Source organism: Neisseria sp. RH3002v2f (genome assembly GCF_014596375.1).
GTDB lineage: Bacteria > Pseudomonadota > Gammaproteobacteria > Burkholderiales > Neisseriaceae > Neisseria > Neisseria cinerea.
The window spans coordinates 1-20,674 of the sequence record NZ_MAYZ01000005.1; the positions used below are offsets into that span (position 1 = coordinate 1).

Sequence of the window (20,674 nt, forward strand, 5' to 3'; positions counted from 1 at the left end):
AACAGGCTAAGTGTGCCTGTTGCCGCCTAAAAGGCGGCCCGGATCCCTTATTATCAGGTATCCGAGGAGGATTGAGGGGGTATTTGGGTAGAATTAGGAGGTATTGGGGGAGGGAAATAGCCGAAAATCTTTGTTTAGGTTCCGGCTGTCGAGAGAAGGGCTTTTTTGTAAAGGTCTCTAACAGTGTTTTACACAACAGCTTAAGAAAAATACGCCGGCAACATCTCAAACACCGCAACCCTTTCAGGCTGCCATAAGGCTTCACAGTATCATTCTTGAAATCTTCAGATACTGTAAACAGCGCCAGATATCTATAGATAAAGTTAAGAAATTGACATTTTATCAATGATTTTGTAAAATTTAGTGAATTTATTCTCAAGTAAAAATATACTGGGCTTAACATTATGTCCGCCATACACACCCATCTGAGTTTAGCTATTTTGGCAGCCTTTTCTTTTCAGGCTGCACTTGCCGATACCATTGAAGAAAGCGAATCCAGACGTCAGGAAATGCGACGCCGGCAGCAGGAGCAGCAGCTGCAGCGCGAAGTCGATGTGCGTTTGGACGATACGCGGCAAAGTACGCTTACTCCGCCTGCGGCCGAATCGGCCAAATCCCCCTGTTTCCCCATTCATACCGTTACCCTGACCGGCGATGCTGCCGGCCGTTTTCAGTTTGCACTTAAAAAAGCCTTGAAAGAAACTGGCTTCCAATCCGGACAATGTTTGGGTGTGCAAGGCATCAACCGCATTATGGTTGCGGCACAAAACGCCGTTATCGGCCACGGCTATACCACTACCCGTATTTTGGCCGCACCGCAGGATTTAAACAGCGGAACTTTGGAATTAACCGTTTTGCCCGGCAAAGTGCGCTCGGTTCGCACTGATACTTCGCACAACGACCAAACCCGTGCCGCGCGCATTGCCGCCTTTCAAAACGAAATTCCGTTGAAAGGCGGCGATATTCTGAATCTGCGCCGTATCGAGCAGGGGCTGGAAAATCTCAAGCGCGTACCCACCGCGGAAGCCGATATTCAAATCGTTCCCGCCGATGCACCCGATGAAAGCGACATCATTGTTGCCTGGCGGCAGCGGCTGCTGCCCTACCGCCTGTCGCTCGGTGTGGACGACTCCGGCAGCAAAACCACCGGCAAATACCAAGGCAGCCTGACTTTCTCTGCCGACAACCCTTTCGGCTTAAGCGATCTGTTTTATCTGTCCTACAGCCGCCATCTGGGCCATACCGACGCCCATACCGACTCCGAGGGCAAAAAAACCGCCGGCGGCACCCAAGGCTACGCCTTTCACTATTCCGTTCCTGCGGGCAACTGGCTGTGGAGCTGGAACCACAACTATTACCGCTACCACCAAGCCGTGGCGGGTATCAATGAAGTGTACGACTACAACGGCAAAAGCCGTGGCAGCGACATCGGATTTACCCGCCTGCTGTACCGTGATGCGCGGCGCAAGAGCCATATCGGCTTCAAACTGTGGCAGAAAGAAAACCAAAGTTTTATCGATGATGCCGAAGTCGAAGTACAGCGCCGTAAAACCGCCGGTTGGCAGTTGAGCCTAAAACACAAGGAATACATCGGCCGCAGCACTTTGGATATCGGCCTTGGCTACAAGCGCGGCACCGGCATGGCCGATGCCATTGCCGCCCCTGAAGAGGTGTTTGATGAAGGCACTTCGAGGATGAAGGTGATCACTGCCGACATCAGCTATAACCACCCCTTCCAAATCGGCCGGCAGCACTTCGTATATGACACCGACCTGCATGCCCAGTGGAATAAAACCCCGCTGACGCCTTTGGACAAAATCGCCATCGGCGGTCGCTACACCGTGCGCAGCTTCGACGGCGAAAGCTCACTGTCGGCCGAGCGCGGCTGGTACTGGCGCAACGAAGCCGGCTGGTATTTTCAGGCTGCCCACCAGTTTTATCTGGCGCTAGACGGCGGCCATGTTTCCGGCGACTCGGCGCAATACCTGCTCGGCCAAACCCTAATCGGCGCCGCCGCCGGCCTGCGCGGCCAGTTCAAAGCAGGCGGCAGCCTGAATTACGACCTGTTTGTCGGCAAACCGATTAAAAAACCGCAAGGCTTTAGCAAACGTACCGCCGTTTTCGGCTTCAACCTAAACTATTCGTTTTAACCGGAGAAAACACGGGCACCACCTGCATTTGGGCTGCCTGTTTCCCATTTCCACACGGACGCAAGAACATGAACAAACACCGCCATAAAATCGTCTTCAACCGCACCCGCGGCATCCTGATGGCCGTAGCCGAGACTGCCATCGGGCAGGGCAAAAGTCCCGGCGAGTGCTCAGGCGGAGAAACCGGTGGCGGTGACGGCAGCCTAAAAACCCGTTCAGGCTGCCGTTTGCATTTGGGCACGCTGACTTTCAGCCTGCTGCTCGGTTTCGGTTCGGCCCTGATTGTGCCCGCCGCCGCCGCCGACATCCAAGCCGACAAATCCGCCCCCAAATCCCAGCAGCCCGTCATCCTGCAAACCGGCAACGGACTGCCGCAGGTCAATATCCAAACCCCCACCGCCCACGGCGTATCCGTCAACCAATACCGCCGTTTCGATGTCGACACGCGCGGCACCATTCTCAACAACAGCCATAAAAGCGTATCCACCCGCCAGGCCGGCTGGATACAGGGCAACCCCTTTCTTGCCCGCGGCGAAGCCCGTGTAATCGTCAACCAAATCAACAGCAGCGACCCGAGCCGGCTGAACGGCTATATCGAAATCGCCGGCCGCCGCGCCGAAGTGGTAATGGCCAACCCCGCCGGCATCCGCGTCGACGGCGGCGGCTTTATCAACAGCGCAGGCGCCACCCTCACTACCGGCCGTCCCATCCTGGCAGACGGCCGTTTCGACGGTTTGGACATCGGCAGCGGCCGCATCGAAATCGGCGCTCAGGGTCTTGACGGGCGCGATGCCGACTACACCCGCATTCTCAGCCGTGCCGCCAAGATTGACGGCGGCATTTGGGGGCAGGACGTCCAAGTGATTGCCGCCGGCGGCCAAACCGACGCCGCAGGCAGCCTGAAAGACGCCGCCGCACCCCACGCCCCGTCTTCATCTGCCCCCGTCTTTGCCATCGACACCGGCGCCCTTGGCGGCATGTATGCCGGCAAAATCACCCTGATTGCCGCCGACAACGGCAGCGGCATCCGCAATGCCGGCAAGATTTACGCCGGTGCCGGCGGCGTGACCCTCAGCGCCGACGGAACACTGGCCAACAGCGGCACGGTTGCCGCCCAAGACGGCGGCGCCCTGCGTCTTAACGCCGGCCAAACCGACAACAGCGGCACCCTTTACGCCCACGGCCAAAGCAGCATCGACAGCACAAGCAGCCTGAACAACAGCGGCCGCATTCTCAGCACCTCAGAAACCCGCATCCGCAGCGCCCATATCGGCAACAGCGGCCAAATCGACGGCGGCCGTCTCGACATCGCCGCCCCCGTATTGGACAACAGCGGCCGCATCAGCCAAAGCGGCAGTCAGGATCTGGCCGTCGATACCGCCCGCCTGGCCAACAGCGGCCGCATCGGCCTGCAGGAAAACAACAACGGCAACAGTGGAAACAGTAGCGGCAACAACGGCGGAAACGGCAACAACAACGGTTCCCACTCCGACAACAAGCGGCCGCCCGCCAATAACGGCAACGGCAATAGCGGCAACAGTCACGGCGGCCATACCCAAGTTCCCACTCCTGCCGATGGCCGCATCAGCGTCTCCGGCCGTTTGGACAACAGCGGCACCATCGAAGCGGGCGGCCGCACCGATCTGAACGTACACAGCGAACTGGCCAACAGCGGCCGCCTCACCCTCGGCAGCCTGAAAGCAGACGGCAGCCGTTTCGACAACCGCCAAGGCGACATTCTCGCCCACAGCGCCGACATTCACAGCAGCCACAGCGACAACCGCGGCGGCGCCCTGGCCGCAGGCAGCCTGAAACTGGATGGCACCCGACTCGACAACCGCCAAGGCGCCATCCGCAGCAACAGCCAAAGCGACATCCTCCTTTCAGACGGCCTGAATAACGAACAAGGCGAAATCACCACTGCCGGCAGCCTGAAACTGGCCGCCGACAACATCACCAACCAAGACGGCAGCATCTTGGCCGGACAGGACATCGGACTGGATGCCCGGGTACTGAACGGCAGCGGCACCCTGGCCGCCGGCCGCGACGCCGCCCTCAAACTCAGAGCCGACTTTGACAGCAGCGGCAACATCGAAGCCGGCCGCAAACTCAGCATCGAAAGCAGCGGCAGCATCCGCAACCGCCACCGTTTGGCCGGCGGCGCAGCCCTCGACATCCGTGCCCGGCACATCGACAACCGCGCCGAAGGCAAACTGGTTTCCGGCAGCAATACCCGTATTGGCGCCGACACCGTGGACAACCGCGGCCTGATCAACAGCAACGGCCTGACCCGCATTGATGCCGCGACTGCCCTGAACAACATCGGCAGCGGCCGCATCTACGGCAGCCGTCTCGCCCTGGGCGGCGGCGGCCTGAACAACCGCGAAGAAGCAAGCGCAGACGGCAAAAACCAAGCCCCCGTGATTGCCGCCCGCGAACGACTGGACATCGGCATGCGCAGCATAAGCAACACCGGCAGCGGCTTTGGCCGGATTGAAAACGGCCAAGTACAAACCGGCAGCGTCTCCAGCCTGATCAGCAGCGAAGGCACACTGCATATCGGCGGCCGTTTGAACGAGCGCCATCAGGCCGAAGGCAGGGCCGAGCGCCTGGAAAACCGCGGCGGCCGCATCGAAGCGGCCGGGGACGGCGTATGGTCGGTTGCCAAAATCCATAACAGCAACAGCCGCTGGGAAGTCAATCACAAAGTTGCTGTCGGCCAAGCCGAACACCGGCACAGCTACAGCCAACCCGGCAATCCCGAATGGTGGCAGGTTGGCAAAGACGGCTCATGGCGGCAGACTGCCAATCATGCCAAAGGCGAGTTTACCTTTAACGACGGCCGTGCTCCGGTTCGCCAATCCAGCTGGAACGAAAAACGCGTCACCATACAACGCCACGAAGACCAAATCGCCCACTCCCAACCCGGGCAAATTGCCATCGGCGGCAACTTTACTGCCGACACCCAAGAGCTGGCCAACCAAAACGGCCAAATCCTGATCGGCGGTGTCTGGCAGGGCAGCAAAAAAGATAGCGTATTAAAAAATCTAAGCGATCTGGCCGGCGTTTACGAAATCGAGTCCGGCATCTTCGAAAACAGCTATGCCCGCAAAAGCAAATCTAGACAAAGGTGGGGACGCCGCACCGGTTACAGTGCCCCCATACACAACGAAACCCTGCTTGAGCGCCGCAAATTTGCCAACCACATCAGCTATCAGGATCAGGCAGGCAGCCTGAACCCTCCTGCCGGCCATGCCGCCGCGGCCGATGCCGCCACCGCGGCCGTTGCCCCGCCGCGCATTAAAAGTCCCGACGGCAGCTTCAGTCTGCCCGAAAGCAGCCTGTACACCGTCCGTCCCGACCGCCCCGGCTATCTGGTGGAAACCGATCCTGCCTATGCCGACTACCGCACCTGGCTGGGCAGCGACTACATGCTCAAAGCCCTGCAAACCGATCCCAACCGCACCCACAAACGGCTGGGCGACGGCTATTACGAGCAACGCCTGATCAACGAACAGATTGCCCGTCTGACCGGCTACCGCCGTCTGGACGGCTACCCGAACGACGAAGCCCAATTCCAAGCCCTGATGGACGCCGGCATCAGCTTCGCCCGCGCCCAGCAGCTGATCCCCGGCATCGCCCTGTCCCCCGAGCAGGTTGCCCGGCTGACCAGCGACATCGTCTGGCTTGAAAGCCAGACCGTTACCCTGGCCGACGGCAGCAGCCAAAGCGTACTCGTACCCAAAGTCTACGTACTCGCCCGCCCCGGCGATCTCAACAGCGCCGGCGGACTCATCAGCGCCGACGCCCTGCAGCTGAAAGCCGGCCGCATCGACAACCGCGGCACCCTGGCCGGTCGGCGCATCGTCGATCTGGCTGCCGGCGACATCAGTAACAGCGGCCGCATCCAAGGGCGGCAAACCCTGCTGGAAGCACAAAACCAAATCACCCTGCAAGGCGGCAGCATCGAAGCCGAACGGCTGCTCAGCCTCAAAGCCGACAACATCACCCTCCAAAGCAGCACCGCCCAAAGCGGCGATTTGCACAACGGCCGCACCACCGTTGACCGTGTGGCCGGACTGTATGTCAGCGGCACAGAAGACGGCCAAGGCCTGCTCAGCCTCGAAGCAGGGCACGACATCAAACTGAACGGCGCCCGCCTGGCCAACCGCGCCCGCGACGGCCACAGCCAAATGATTGCCCGCGAAGGCAGCGTCACACTCGGCACCGTCCGCACCGAAAACCACGAAAGCTACGGCGCGGCAAACGACAAAAACCACCGCCACGTCCACCAAAGCGCCGAAGCAGGCAGCCGCATCGAAGCGCTTGGCAACATCACCGTATCCGCCGGCAAAGACCTGAACATCCGCCAAGGCCAAATCGACAGCCAAAGCGGCCGCACCACCCTGCCGCCCGCGGCAATATCAACATCAGCGAAGGCCGCCGCACCCTGGATCTGGACGAATCGACCTACAGCAAAGAGCGCGGTTTGGTCGGCAGCAAAAGCCGGCTGGACCAATATCGCCGGCAGCACGACGAAGCAGCCGGCAGCGTGATTACCGGCCGCGAAGTCAGAACGGCCTCCGGCGGCGACACCCGCATCCGCGGCAGCCAAGTCATCAGCGACGAACAGACCCTGGTTACCGCCGCCGGTGAGGTGCGCGTTGATGCTGTCGAGAACCGCTACCAAGATTGGGAAAACCACGAGCGCAAAAAGTCCGGCCTAACCGGCAGCCTGAAAAACGGTGTGGCGATGGTCGGTTACGGCAAAACCCAAGAAAACCTGCAGCAAAACAGCGTATCGTCTGCCGTAGTCTCCTCGCAGATAGGCAGCCTGAAAGGCAACACCACCGTAGCAGCGGGCGGCAAACTGACTACCGAAGCCGCACAACTGTATGCCGGCGGCGATCTGCATCTGCAGGGGCGCGAAGTTTCCCTCGGCGAAGCCTACAAACGGAACGAGCGGCACAGCGAAGCGCAGCACAAACAGAGCGGCTTCTCGGTCGGCATCACTTACGACCCCTATACCGCTGGCAAAAATGCCTGGGACAAAGCCATGCAGGGCGGCGGGTACAGCGACAGTATCGTCGGTAACTGGATGCAGCGCAGCAGCGCCTCAGCCAAAGCCAGCCAGGCGGCGGGCACGCCCGTTGTCATCAGCGGCGGCCGCAGCCGCAGCACGCAGGTGCAGGATGGCAGCAGCGCCGAAGCCGTCGGCAGCTCGCTGACAGCCGGCCGCCATCTCAGCATCCGTGCCACCGAAGGCAACATCGAAGCCAAAGGCGCACAAATCTCCGCCGAAGGCGATGCCCTGCTGTATGCCCGCGACGACATCCGACTGCTGGCCGCGGCCGACAGCCGCCGGCAAACCGGCAGCAGCAAGCGCAGCGGTTTCTCCATCGACAACCGCGACCATATCACCCCCTTCGGCACCTTTAACGATCAGGGGCAGGCTGCGGGCGAGATCGGCAGCATCAGCGGCAGCACCCTGTCCGTGGGCGGTAAAACCCGTCTGCTTGCCGAAAAAGGCAATATCGCCGTCAGCGGCAGCAGTCTGGTCTCCCAAGACGACCTGCTGCTTAAAGCCGGCGGCGACATCGACATCCGTGCTGCCGAACACCGCCAAAGCCAGAGCGAGCGCCAAGTTTCTTCCGGCATCGGCAGTGCCGTTATTTCCGACACCGAGCACTTTAGCGGCTGGATGAAAAACCGCCGCGAGAACGAGGGCGAAGAAACCCGGCAGGCCGCCAGCCAAATCGGCAGTCTGAAAGGCAGCGTACGGATAGATGCCGGCGGTGCCTACCGCCAAACCGGCAGTGATATTGCCTCCGCCCGCGACATCGACATTGCCGCCCAAAGCGTCGATATCCGCACCGCCGACAACCACGGCCGCAGCCGCCAGAGCGAGCGCGACCTTAAAATCGGCACCTTCGCCAAAATTTCCTCGCCGCTGATCGATTTGGTCAACGCTGCCGAGGGCGCAGCCAAAAGCAAAGCCGACGACCGCACCCGCGCCCTGCAAACCCTGGCCGCCGGCGCCCAAGCCTACCAACTGGCCGATTCCGCCGGCAAAGTGGCCGACGCCCTTAAAAACCAAACCGGCCAACAAGGTTCCGTCCTCTTGTCCGTTGAAGCCGGCTTCGGCTTTAAAACCGCCAGCAAAGAACAAAACCAAAACTACCGCCAAAGCCGGCAAAGCAGCCTGAAAGCCGGCGGCGACATCAATATCCGCAGCCACGAGGGCGACATTACCGTCCAAGGCAGCAACATTACTGCGGGCGACACCATCCGCCTCGATTCCGCGCGCGATATCCGGCTGCAGTCGGCCCAAGACAGCCAACATCAGGACGGCAAAAACCGCAATGCCGGCGTACAAGTCGGCGTCGGGGTTTCCGTCGGTGCGCAAACCGGTGTCTATATCTATGCCGAAGCGGCCTACGGCAAAGGCAAAAACCGTTCGGACAGCCAAACCCATCAAAACACCCTGCTGCAATCGGACAAACTGCAGCTCAGCAGCAAGGGCAATACCGTGCTGAATGGTGCCCAAGCCCATGCCCGACGCATCGACGCCGATGTCGGCGGCACCCTTTATATCGAAAGCCCGCAGGACACTGTCGAACAGGAGAGCAAACAAAGCGGCGGCGGCATCCGCGCCCAAGTCGCGCTCGGTACCGCATGGAACGTATCCGGCAACTACAACCAAAGCAAAGCCAACGGCCACAGCCGCAGCGTCGGCAGCCAAAGCGGTCTCTTTGCTGGCGAAGGCGGTTATCACATCAAAGCCGACAGCGTCCGGCTTAAAGGCGGCGCCATCGCTTCTGCCACAGACAAAGACCACAACGAACTCACCGCCCGCAGTTTCAGCTTCGAAGACATCCGCAACGAAAGCAGCTACAGCGCCAGCAGCATGGGCATCGGTGCCGGTTATGGCGGCAGCCTGAAAGGCAGCGACGGCTTCAATCAAAGTGCCTTCGGCCGCGCGTCCCAAACCGCCGGCCAGAACATGAACAAAGGCTTCAACTACAGCCCCACCCTGCCGCAACATGAAAGCGGCAACAGCCAAGGCTATACCCGCTCCGTACTCAGCGAAGGCAACATCACCATCGGCGGCAAAAAAACCAGTGCCCGCGCTCTCGGCATCCATACCGATTCGGCCACTGCCCATCACGGTGCCGACAGCGTTCCCGATCTGCAAAACCTACTCGACAAACAGCAAACCATTGCCCAATCGACTGCCGCCATCCACAGTGCCGTCGGCACCTATAGGGGCAACCGTGCCAAAGCGGCAGCCGAAGAGCTGGAAAAACAACAGGCCGCTTACGAAGGCCGTCTGAAAGAACAAAACGACGGCAGTTATGAGCAATATGCCGGTAAAAGCGACAGCGAACGGCTGGCCATGAGGCTGGGGAACGCGAAGTATGCCCAAGCTTACCAAGATGCCCGAAGCTGGGGCGTAGGCGGCAGCAAAAGCCGTGCGCTTAGCGCCGCCGAAACCCTGATTACCGGCGCCCTGGGCGGACAGGGTGATCTGCAGCTGGCCGCCAATACGTTGGCACCGTATGCCGCAACCGCCATCGGCAAGCGCTTCGGCCACGGTGAAAACAAAAACGAAGCCGCGCAAGCAATCGGCCACTTTATGCTCGGCGCGGCCTTGGCCTACGCCAACGGCGCCGACCCGCTTGCCGGCGGCAGCGCTGCTGTTGCCGCCGAACGCGCAGCCGAATACCTGGCCAAACAATACGACGACGGCCGCACTGCCATCGACCCGATAAGCGGAAAATTCAATCCCAACCTGTTACCCGAACACATTAAAGAAGAGATCAAAGCGCAGACCGGCGCGGTTGCTTCGGTGGTGGGTGCGGCGGGAGGCAGTCTGAACGGCACCAGCGGCGCAAACACCAATGCCCTGTTCAACGCACAGGTAGGGGGCGTGTTGGGGCAGAACGCGGTGGAGAATAACTGGTCAGGAAGTCAGAAGTATCGAAACGATTTATTAAATAGAGCCAGACAAGATGAAGATAAAGCGAAAAAATTGCTTATTATTGATAAAAAACTCCAAAAACTAGGTGTGATCGATGTTGAACCGGTTGCCATATACTATGAACAATGTAATGGATGTGCGGATGCTGATCATAAATATGGAGCAATACGCAAGCGTAACGACCAAATCGTTAGCCATGCCATACAATCTGGTACTTTGAATGATTCGGAGTTAAACCTGATACAAGAAGATGCTGAAAATAGAGTGAAGTCGCTCCGATCGCTAGGCTTTTCGAATTACCCGCTTACTGCGGAAGTACATGCCCAAGCGAATATCTTGGACTTTATTCTTGAAGAAAGGATGAAGCGAGATCGTATTAGTTTGTCTCCAACAGAGCAAGTTAGTTACATACTACTTAAATCAGGAATGGGTAGCTCTCCCAAAGGAATAAGAGGTAGTAACTTTGGAAACTTGAGAAGGGTCACGCCCCAAAAAAGTGGAAAACCATCTGAGAATTATGGAACACCAACCCCTCCCCAAAACTACAAAGCCGACAATATCGGAAAAAGCAATCTGCCACCTACGACATCAAAGGCGCCTGTTCCCATTGTCCGCAAGGCCGAGGCTCCGTCCGGAAAGGCCGTGCCTGTGGGCGAAGTCCGCATTCCTTCAAATCCAAAAGCGGTAAAAGGAACAACCGTTACCCTGTCGCAGGAGCAACGCCTGGCCAACGGAGAGCTGATACCGAAAGGCTCTGTGGTAACGTGGTCGGACAATGCGGTAAAAGTGGTACGGCCCGACGGAATTAAAAAAATATTTAACTCTAAAATTTTAGAGGGAAGTACAGCATCGGTTTATGAATCCAAGCAGCTAATAAACTCTCAACAATTAATTTCTATTTGGCAAAATAACCCTCAATCCATTTGGGGATTATCAGCCGTAAGGATTGCAGAGCATTTTAACAATGCTGGATATAAAGCAACTGTTAGACAAAGCACACAAGGAAGTGGAAAGGCACTTATTGTAAAAATAGAAGGTCATAAAACAATCACTCAAATTCAAGTTCATCCAGGAGGAGGAAGACATGGTGGTGAATACTATAAAATATCTACAACAGATAAAGGGAAAATTAAAATAGTTAACCCTAAAACGTATAATAAAACAAATGAAAAAGCAACTATCTTATATAAATGAAAGGATTATTTATGGATGAGTTATCAAATTTGCGTTGGTCTGTTGTTGCCATGACTCAAGATCCTGATACTCAGAAAAAAATTACAGGATCTAGGCATACTGCTGGGGAGGAAATTGTTTTGGAATTCACTGATGCATTTGAAGAGTGTTTAGATAAAGGAAGTATCTTGACAACTAGACAAAAAGAAATGCTATTAAATTTAAATGCATATATATCTAGCATTAGTGGAGATGGATTCGATTTCATTTGGCTTGATGAATCAGGATTATATAGTCAGGAATGGGGAAATATACGTACATTAGCCAAGCAGGTGCTTAAAGAGTTTGGTTGGGAAAATATTTGTGCTTCTCCCTTGTATGAGAAAATATATATAAAATAAAAATTAGAGCTTAATTGCAAAAACGAAGAAACATCATAGGCCAAAAGCTAAATCGACAGCCTGAAAGCCGGCGGCGACATCAATATCCGCAGCCACGAGGGCGACATTACCGTCCAAGGCAGCAACATTACTGCGGGCGACACCATCCGCCTCGATTCCGCGCGCGATATCCGGCTGCAGTCGGCTCAAGACAGCCAACATCAGGACGGCAAAAACCGCAATGCCGGCGTACAAGTCGGCGTCGGGGTTTCCGTCGGTGCGCAAACCGGTGTCTATATCTATGCCGAAGCGGCCTACGGCAAAGGCAAAAACCGCACCGACAGCCAAACCCATCAAAACACCCTGCTGCAATCGGACAAACTGCAGCTCAGCAGCAAGGGCAATACCGTGCTGAACGGTGCCCAAGCCCATGCCCGACGCATCGACGCCGATGTCGGCGGCACCCTTTATATCGAAAGCCCGCAGGACACTGTCGAACAGGAGAGCAAACAAAGCGGCGGCGGCATCCGCGCCCAAGTCGCGCTCAGTACCGCATGGAGCGTATCCGGCAACTACAACCAAAGCAAAGCCAACGGCCACAGCCGCAGCGTCGGCAGCCAGAGCGGTCTCTTTGCCGGCGAAGGCGGTTATCCCTATACAGTCAAAAATCCTGTTACGTCTACCTTCTCACTGGCGAAGTTGTCGCCGAACCGGCCCTATCTGCTTTGGTGGTATGCTGCCTTGGTAAAAGGTCCGGAATCGGGTCAAAATAATCTGCAAGTGCTTTTCAGAGAAATTCTGGACCGAACTGATACCGGCTTGGAGTTGGGGAAGATTGTGAAAGAACTTCTCCCGCTTCCCCTTTTAGGGCAGTACCGTATCGGTTCTATCTGGATAAAACGGCAAGTCTGTTAAAGAAGTCCATTACCCTGTTGTTGAATTCAAAGTATCATTTACAGAGAGATGCTGGCGTTATAAAACCTTCAATGCCCAGTCTAAGTTGGGCAAGCAAAATGACCCTTTCCCTCTTGATCTTTACCCTTTGCTGTACGGTGCAAATGATTTTAGTCGGCTGATTGAGTTTGATTTGGATAATGGTGGTAAGCTGGTATTGAACGGTATGGACTTCTTCCGGGCGGCCTACGGTCACTCGCCCGAACTCAAACGCATTTTGACAAGCTACCCTTATCAAATCAAACCTCCGGGCAAAGGAGACTGCATTCTGAGTCTGTTATTACCGCCTTTCCCTTCGCACTTGAAGCCTTCGGGAAATTTGGACGTTTTGCAGCCTTCCCACAAGTTTGTGAAGCAAGATGCGGTATTTTTGGCTCACTTGAAGCGAGATGTGTATACGAAACAAGTGATTCATGAATTTGCAAATAATTGCTTCAAATCTTTTTTCAATCAAAGTAAAAAAGGCCCTATTCCATTTATTTTCCTCGCTCCTGAGCCGTGGCACACCCACCCTGATGTGACTATTCGGGTGCGTGGTATTCCGTTCGATAATCAAAAAAGTTTTCTCGGGCTAAACATTCTCGGTATTTCTGACCCGCCCGGTCCGGACATCATGTGGTGGAAAAAAAGCATGGCTTCCGGAAGCGGCTCAGGGGTAGAACCGGTCATTATCCGCAGGACGGTTAAGCTGTCTGAAGTGCCGGTTAGTGCCACGTTTACAGCAAGTTGGGACACTGCCAATCTTGCCTTGCCTCTACATAATCAGTTATGCCCGCAGCCTGAAGGTAAAGTCTTTAGCGGTTCAAGACATTATCAATCGTTGGAAGGCTTTAAACAAAATACTTGCGGATGAGGTGATAGGCAGGCTGTCAAAAGTTGAATATGCACTGCCTAACGGAGCCATGTCCGATTTGCGCCACCTGCTTGCAGAATCGCAACGTTTGCAAAATCAGGCAGTCAGACCGCTGCAAAGTGCCGTATGCCCGCAAACATGGGTTTGCAATATTGGACGGCATATAGAATGGCAATGGGAAAGGCCGTCTGAAAACGGTTTTTCAGACGGCCTAAAATATTCGACCTCTACATAGGACAAAGCATGACCTTTCAAGAACAAAAAATCGTTTGAACGACATTATGTTTCATGCGCAGCGTTGCGAACTGTACGACGACGAACACAGGCTGTATGCCAAGATGGGGCTGGGCATTACTATATATTTCTACGGTGGCGGGAGTGAAAGCGAGCAGCGGAAGGTATTGGACGTATTCAAAAGATATCAAGAACAATAATAGCAAGTATCTGAACGGTTTGTTCTTTGAAGAACATCAAAGATTTGTCAAATTCAGTGCTGCGCAATTCGAAAAAAGTATGGAGAAAAGCCAAAAAACAGCCCAACGAAATGAAAGATTAGAAGCCCATATTAGTTCGGAACGAAAAAGCGATTATGCCCCGGACTACCATTGCTCCACTCTGACCACATCTCCGACAGGCGAGCTCCAATACAATCTCCTCAGCTATTTGAGTTTGGCCTTTCCCATCGGTTGGTTGAAGGATGAAACCAGACGGGCGGAATTTGAAGAATGGGTGGATTACCTGTGCGCACAATTCGACGTACTGCACGGCTACGCAGGGTTGGAATGCATCTTGCCTTACGGCTGTGAGGAATGGGAGCCGCACGAATACCAGGTTGCCACTCATTACTATAATGTGATGCCCAACTGTAATGCTTATGCAGGATTAAGGGATTATAAGGATGCAGCTAAAAGCATCGCTTGGTACACCATTCTAAGCAAATCCCTATTCATGCGTATCGAACCTCAGGTACTACACCTACAAAGCCAGATCGACCTCGCGTTTGCGCGGCAAAAGCAGCAGCAGCGGTAGCAGCATCAGCGATCAGAAACGTGCGGTGATGAATCCGGACGAACTCAAAGTGATGCTGGATACAGATTGCATCATCAGTATGGCAGGAATGCAGCCGATTTATGCGGAAAAAATCCTTTATTACAAGGATCCTGCCTTGAAAGGGCGTGCGAACTTGCCGCTGCCGCATGTTCCCGAACTGAAAGTGAATCTTGCGGCCAAGCCGCCGGCCGCCGCACTCAAGCCGGAATACGTTCCGCCCGAAGTGCTGGAGGATTTCAACTGGCGAGATGCGGCCAACGCTGAAGAACTGGCCCGTTCGGTGCTGGAAGCGATCCTTCCGGCCGGCAGCCCGCCGGAATTTGTCGCGCAGATGGTTCCGGCGATTGCCCGCAACTGGGGCGAAGGCAGCCTGTCCGTTATTGCCAGTATATTGAAAGAGACATCGGGCATTACGGTCGACACGAAAGAGATGCGCAAAGAAGCTGCTTAATGATGGTTTTCAGACGGGCTGTTTTTTGGTAACAGGGCAGGTGTTGATGAACCGCCGTCAATCCGACGGCGGTATTTTTTGTTTGGAAATGAAAACCGCAAACTAACTGATATATGCCTTATTTTCATTTTACAGTCATATTAGTAAGTGCGTTTCAATTAAATAATGTCTAGTTTTTGTGACTTTTAGTTGTATTGTTGTTTTTAAAAATTTGTCCCTAATTAGCTTAAAGTTGTCCCAAATGTATTGTATAATTCATTGAGAGAGGAAATATCGTATGAAAAAAGCTGATGTACTTGATTTAATCAAATACCATTTTGAGAACAAAGAAGCTGAATTTCGAAATCAAGCAATCACAATTGCTCGTAGTTTCGATAAAGCAGGTGATTCGCAACTTGCACAATATATTATAGGATTAATATCTCAGTCAGATAGATTTGTTCCTCAAAATGGCGACCATAGTGACAATCTTGTGCCTGTAAAATTAGATACCGGACCACTACCATTGCCCACAACTATTACAAACGATTTAAAAGGAATAATTAATGCAGTAAATCATAATATTGGGATTAATAAATTTTTATTTGTTGGCTCTCCAGGTACAGGTAAAACAGAAAGTGCAAAACAGATTGCGAGATTGCTTAATAGAGAGTTACTGATGGTAGACTTTAGCCATTTGGTAGACAGTAAGTTAGGGCAAACTGCTAAAAATCTGACACACGTTTTTGGTGAAATCAACAAGCTGCCATTTTTAAAGAACTATATTATTCTTTTCGATGAGATAGATACGATTGCATTAGATCGCATTAATCAGAATGATATTCGAGAGATGGGGCGTGTTACCTCGACATTTCTAAAAGCCTTAGATAGTTTGAATCCTGATGCTCTAATTATTGCTACTACAAATTTGTATTCAAATTTAGACAAAGCTTTAGTTAGACGTTTTGATGCGACCATTGATTTCGATAGGTATTCAGAAGATGACAGAATTGAAGTCGCTGAAGTCATTCTTAACCATCTATTGAAACAATTCAAGCATGCAGTAAAAGATATGCGTCTTTTCAAGAAAGTTATAAAAAGTACTAAAAGTATCCCAAATCCAGGAGACCTAAAAAATCTTATTAGGACGTCATTGGCTTTTAGTGATTATAATGATCCATATGATTATTTGAAACGTCTTTTAAGAAGTATGCATAAAGGAAAAACACTAACGGTTAATCAATTGCATGATTTGCAATTTACGGTACGTGAGATAGAAATGCTAACAGGTATATCAAAAAGTAGTGTGTCAAGAGAATTAAAAAATGAGGTTGAAAAATGAATAATATTCTGACATTGAGGGGCAATAAATTTATCCAAGAAAAGCGTAATGGGGGAGGAGGGCCAATTAAACTATCTAATAATTTAATTGTTAAATTATCTAGACTTAAGGATCTCCATGAGTCATTAATAAAGGTTAAGAAGACGTGGGGTGACAATAAGATCATTGATGGTGTTTTAGTTAGTGTTTACTATGATCGGATTATTGCTAAAAGTAACCGTATAAACGGCTATCTAAATGGTGGTACAAATTTTGAACCAACTCATACAGTAGTCGGTGCGAAATTCAATTCGGATAAAACAAAACATATAATTACTCATTATATTTCTAGAGATATTTTAGATAAAACGATTACTATTTCTAGCCAAATTATTGCATTATTTCAACAATCATTTCCAAATGGTGAATTAACTACTCAAGCTTTCAACGATCCAAAAACATTTGATAATTTGCAGTATGATAACTATCCTTTTAAAAAAAATACTTTTAAGCAATATCTGAAAGATTCCTGCTATGTTGAAAAATTTGATATTGAGAAAGCAGAAAAGCAAAATCTGAAAAATTCCATCATTACATTTTATGATGTTAAAACAGATATTCATGATCTCTTAAGGAAGATCAATATAGATGTATCAAATGCTAATGTGTTAGATAGTACTACTGCTTTACTTGATGAAAAAAATGTTGGAATAGTCCTTTCAAAAATTCCCTATCTGGTTTCAATGGCTGTTGAGAATTTCTCATCACTATCACCAGAAGAATTTCAGTGTATGGAAGATCAGGTAGAAATACCTATACCTTCTCCTAAAAACGAGCCAATTATAGGTGTTATTGATACATTATTTGATTCAAGGGTTTATTTCAGTGAATGGGTTGACTATCATGATTTGATATCTGACGATATCCATAAAGAACCGGCTGATTATAAACACGGAACAGCAGTGTCATCATTAATTGTAGATGCCCCTAACTTAAACAAACGTCTTGATGATGGTTGTGGTCGGTTTCAAGTTCGTCATTTTGGTGTGTCTCTGCATACTGGATTTAATTCGTTTAACATTATTAAACAAATTAAAGAAATTGTGTCACAAAATAGCGATATCAAAGTTTGGAATTTATCTCTTGGATCTAATGATGAGATAAAAGCCAATTTTATTTCCGCTGAAGCTGCCGCCTTAGATGAAATCCAATTCGAAAATGATGTTATTTTTGTTATTGCTGCCACGAACGGAGCAATGAAAAATGGACAACGTACGAAGATTGGTTCCCCTGCTGATTCATTAAATTCACTAATTGTCAGTTCAGTAGATTTTGAAGGTAAACCGGCAGATTATTCTCGACAAGGTATCGTATTATCATTTTTTACGAAACCTGACATTGCCTATTATGGCGGTGGGAATGAAAGCTATATTAACGTATGTGAACCATTGGGTTCAGCAAGAGTTGCAGGAACCAGTTTTGCAGCCCCTCTTGTCGCTAGGAAATTGGCATATTTGATTTATATTATGGGGCTAAAACGTGAAGAGGCAAAAGCATTGTTAATTGATTCTGCAATAGGCTGGAATGCTAAACAATCGTTTGAAGAAATGATTCTGATTGGTAATGGGGTGATCCCGATCAAAATAGAGGAGATCCTTTCCACTCCAGAAGATGAAATTAAGTTTATTGTTTCAGATGTTTCGGAAAAATATAATTCGTATAATTATAATTTTCCAGTTCCTGTATCGGATGGCAAGTATCCTTATGTTGCAAAAGTCACAATGTGCTATTTCCCTAGATGTTCACGCAACCAAGGGGTGGATTATACTAACACAGAATTGAATATAACATTCGGCAGATTGAACGATGAAGGGATAAAACCCATTAATAATGATAGACAACACTTCGATGATGCACCCGGTTATATCAAGGAAGAGTCTGCACGGGCCCTTTTTAGAAAGTGGGATAATACCAAGCATATTTGTGAGTCTTTTACATCGAGTAAGAAAGCAAAATCTATTTTCAATACAGCCAACCCACAGTGGGGAATGAGTGTTAAAACCATTGAACGTCTTAAAAAAAAGGATGGGGAGGGAATACGATTCGGTGTAGTTGTAACATTAAAAGAACTCAAAGGTGTCAATCGAATTGAAGAGTTTATTCATCAAGCATCGCTAAGAGGGTGGTTAGTGAGTAAGTTACAGGTAGAAACTCAAGTTGAAATTTACAATAAGCTAAATGAAGAAATAGTATTTGAGTAATAATTATAAAGCCCGATTCAAATTTCTTATAGGCCGTCTGAAGTTTTCAGACGGCCATTATTATTTTGGAGAATACATTATGAGCAACTACGACAACATTGGCAGTGCATTAAGCTGCATTGGATCATATGAAGGAAATAAAAATGGCGGAATATGATGAAATTCGGGCGGCGTTGAGCCATATCGGTGCGGACGACCGCGATATGTGGATACGTATGGGTGAGGCCGTCAAGGACGAAATAGGTGAAGACGGTTTGCCGGAAGAAGGTGCTCATGAGAAATCCCCTAAATGTCCGGGTGGTAATTTAGGGGATTTTGGGGGGATTTTGCAAAGGTCTCTACTTGTCAAGGCATTTCACAGTTCTTCAAAAATCTTTTGATAAACAAATCTATGAATACAGTCCTGTTTGCCATTGCCTTTGCTATCATGCCAACTTCAGCTTTGTAAGCCTAGCCAGTGCCGCCATCATGCTGTTTTTTTCGCAAGCACTATTTAAACCGAGACTTCCCGCTAAACCGTTTTCAAGCAGCCGATTGGCCGGCATGGCTGGCTTCTGCCCGCTGGCAGCCGATTGATGATATCGGCCATCGCGGCATGAGCATAACCATCCCGCAGGATAACGGCGAATTTGCGTTTGATATGCCTGCCGCCTTGGTGAAAAACAACACGCTGCCGCCGCTGTTGTTGGATATCCTCACGCAGCTAAACGATATCGACAACATCATGCAGCAATCCTGCCGCCGCCTCGCCGAGCGGCATAAACGGCACAGCCGGGAATACGAGCTCTATCTTTTCGACCCGCCGGATGCGCTGTACGTTACCCAAGGCGGTGTACCGTATTTGGATTACACCGCCACACGGGTAAACAAAAGTTTTCGCGCATATCTGAAGCAAAGCGGCGGCAAGTGGCTGCCGTATTACGACGAGGCCTGTACCAAACCGTTAGCGGCCGACTAAGGCTACCTGAAACTTTTCAGGTAGCCTGTTTCTATTCTGCCCAAGCCGCCTAACGCTCCTCCAGCCCGGCCAAAATCGCACAATCCGGGCAGTCGTCTCCCGCGCAGGCATCGTGCCAACGTTGCAGCTCGGCCACCATGCCCTGCAAGCGTTCGATTTTGGCTTCCAGCTCGGCGATGTGCCGCGCGGTGAGCGTTTTCACTTCGCGGCTGGTGCGCTGCGGGTTGTGTTGCAGGCTCAAAAGCTGCCCGATCTGCGGCAGCGAAAAGCCCACTTCCCGCGCATGGCGGATAAAGCGCAGCCGGGCAAGGTCGGCCTGTCCGTAGCGGCGGTAGCCCGCTTCGCTGCGCGCGGCCGGGGCGATTAGGCCGTGCTTTTCGTAGTCGCGGATTTGTTTGGCGGAAAGGCCGCTCTCGGCCGCGGCCTGGCTGATGTTCATCATGATGCTTGACCTTTACTTCGGGTGAAGCTTTATAGTGGTGGCACTTAGCGGGAAAGCAAGAGCAGACCCATCATTTCAGGCTACCTGAAAGCTTTGGCTGCAACGGGCTTTAAAACCTCAGCCTCATTCCAACAGAAAGGAAAACCTATGCAAACCATCACATTAAACATCGAAGGCATGACCTGCGGCGGCTGCGTGAAAAGCGTTACCAGCATCCTCGAAGGCGTAAACGGCGTGGACAAGGCCGAAGTGAGCCTGGAAAACAAGAACGCCGTCGTGGAATTCGACCCCGCCCAAACCAACCCCGCCGCGCTGATAGAAGCGGTGGAAGACGGCGGGTATGATGCGGCTTTGTAAATCGAATCGCAACAAATCGACTGCAACACCCCAAAGGCTACCTAAAAACCCTGCTCCGCTTTTTTCAGGTAGCCCAACCACATTCAGAAGGAAGAAACCATGCAACAAAAAGTCCGTTTCCAAATCGAAGGTATGACCTGTCAAGCATGTGCTTCACGCATTGAAAAAGTGTTGAACAAAAAAGATTTTGTCGAATCGGCAGGGGTGAACTTCGCCAGCGAGGAGGCGCAGGTTACATTTGACGACAGCAAAACCTCAGTAGCCGACATTGCCAAAATTATTGAGAAAACAGGTTACGGCGCGAAGGAAAAAACGGAAGATACATTGCCGCAACCCGAAGCAGAACACCATATCGGCTGGAGGT

15 protein-coding genes and 2 pseudogenes are annotated in these 20,674 nt (G+C 51.7%); 16 read left to right on the forward strand and 1 reads right to left on the reverse strand.

Going from position 1 to position 20,674, the window contains the following annotated elements; genetic code table 11:
• Positions 1–404 precede the first annotated feature (404 nt).
• The 14 genes and pseudogenes from BBW69_RS00545 to BBW69_RS00605 all read left to right on the forward strand — a co-directional run bounded on the left by BBW69_RS00545 (position 405) and on the right by BBW69_RS00605 (position 19,511).
• Positions 405–2,150: a ShlB/FhaC/HecB family hemolysin secretion/activation protein gene (locus BBW69_RS00545; RefSeq protein WP_188210078.1), complete on the forward strand. Its 1,746-nt coding sequence runs from the start codon at positions 405–407 to the stop codon at positions 2,148–2,150.
• Between the two features lie 119 nt (positions 2,151–2,269).
• Positions 2,270–5,998: pseudogene (locus BBW69_RS09930) on the forward strand (filamentous hemagglutinin N-terminal domain-containing protein); the annotation flags it as partial.
• Between the two features lie 713 nt (positions 5,999–6,711).
• A pseudogene (locus BBW69_RS10080) lies at positions 6,712–11,325 on the forward strand (hemagglutinin repeat-containing protein); the annotation flags it as partial.
• A gap of 11 nt (positions 11,326–11,336) precedes the next feature.
• Entirely contained in the window at positions 11,337–11,705 is a 369-nt protein-coding gene (locus tag BBW69_RS00555) for a hypothetical protein (RefSeq protein ID WP_003712418.1), read from the forward strand.
• 105 nt (positions 11,706–11,810) lie between these two features.
• Positions 11,811–12,599, forward strand: coding sequence for a hemagglutinin repeat-containing protein (locus tag BBW69_RS09945; RefSeq protein WP_234403284.1), 789 nt, complete (start codon positions 11,811–11,813; stop codon positions 12,597–12,599).
• An 85-nt stretch (positions 12,600–12,684) separates the two neighbouring features.
• Complete coding sequence (locus BBW69_RS00565; RefSeq protein WP_108043861.1) at positions 12,685–13,491, forward strand: hypothetical protein; 807 nt, start codon at positions 12,685–12,687, stop codon at positions 13,489–13,491.
• 49 nt (positions 13,492–13,540) lie between these two features.
• A complete protein-coding gene (locus BBW69_RS00570) occupies positions 13,541–13,726 on the forward strand; it encodes a hypothetical protein (protein WP_108043862.1) in 186 nt (61 codons plus the stop codon).
• Positions 13,727–13,760: 34 nt separating this feature from the next.
• On the forward strand, positions 13,761–13,925 hold the full coding sequence (locus tag BBW69_RS00575; RefSeq protein ID WP_188210079.1) for a hypothetical protein: 165 nt from the start codon (positions 13,761–13,763) through the stop codon (positions 13,923–13,925).
• On the forward strand, positions 13,870–14,520 hold the full coding sequence (locus tag BBW69_RS00580) for a type VI immunity family protein (RefSeq protein WP_192887669.1): 651 nt from the start codon (positions 13,870–13,872) through the stop codon (positions 14,518–14,520). The genes BBW69_RS00575 and BBW69_RS00580 overlap by 56 nt, the downstream gene beginning before the upstream one ends.
• On the forward strand, positions 14,492–14,992 hold the full coding sequence (locus BBW69_RS00585) for a type IV secretory system conjugative DNA transfer family protein (RefSeq protein ID WP_013448782.1): 501 nt from the start codon (positions 14,492–14,494) through the stop codon (positions 14,990–14,992). The genes BBW69_RS00580 and BBW69_RS00585 overlap by 29 nt, the downstream gene beginning before the upstream one ends.
• A 277-nt stretch (positions 14,993–15,269) precedes the next feature.
• Positions 15,270–16,313 carry an ATP-binding protein gene (locus tag BBW69_RS00590; RefSeq protein ID WP_013448783.1) on the forward strand — a complete coding sequence of 348 codons (1,044 nt, stop codon included), beginning with the start codon at positions 15,270–15,272 and terminating at the stop codon, positions 16,311–16,313.
• Entirely contained in the window at positions 16,310–18,553 is a 2,244-nt protein-coding gene (locus tag BBW69_RS00595) for a S8 family peptidase (protein ID WP_013448784.1), read from the forward strand. Before BBW69_RS00590 ends, BBW69_RS00595 begins: the two co-directional genes overlap by 4 nt.
• 143 nt (positions 18,554–18,696) lie before the next feature.
• Positions 18,697–18,933 (forward strand): PriCT-2 domain-containing protein, encoded by a 237-nt coding sequence (locus BBW69_RS00600; protein ID WP_108043865.1) that lies wholly within the window; start codon positions 18,697–18,699, stop codon positions 18,931–18,933.
• Between the two features lie 215 nt (positions 18,934–19,148).
• The gene (locus BBW69_RS00605) at positions 19,149–19,511 is read left to right on the forward strand and encodes a hypothetical protein (RefSeq protein WP_003674679.1); all 363 of its coding nucleotides are present in this window, start codon (positions 19,149–19,151) and stop codon (positions 19,509–19,511) included.
• A 49-nt stretch (positions 19,512–19,560) separates the two neighbouring features.
• Here the strand turns inward: BBW69_RS00605 and cueR are convergent, their stop codons facing one another.
• Positions 19,561–19,953 carry a Cu(I)-responsive transcriptional regulator gene (gene cueR, locus BBW69_RS00610; protein WP_003742986.1) on the reverse strand — a complete coding sequence of 131 codons (393 nt, stop codon included), beginning with the start codon at positions 19,951–19,953 and terminating at the stop codon, positions 19,561–19,563.
• Between the two features lie 147 nt (positions 19,954–20,100).
• Between cueR and BBW69_RS00615 the strand changes: the two genes are divergently transcribed.
• Positions 20,101–20,310 (forward strand): heavy-metal-associated domain-containing protein, encoded by a 210-nt coding sequence (locus tag BBW69_RS00615; RefSeq protein ID WP_003742983.1) that lies wholly within the window; start codon positions 20,101–20,103, stop codon positions 20,308–20,310.
• A gap of 99 nt (positions 20,311–20,409) precedes the next feature.
• Positions 20,410–20,674, forward strand: a 265-nt coding sequence (locus tag BBW69_RS00620; protein ID WP_188210064.1) for a cation transporter, incomplete at its 3' end; no start/stop codon positions are given.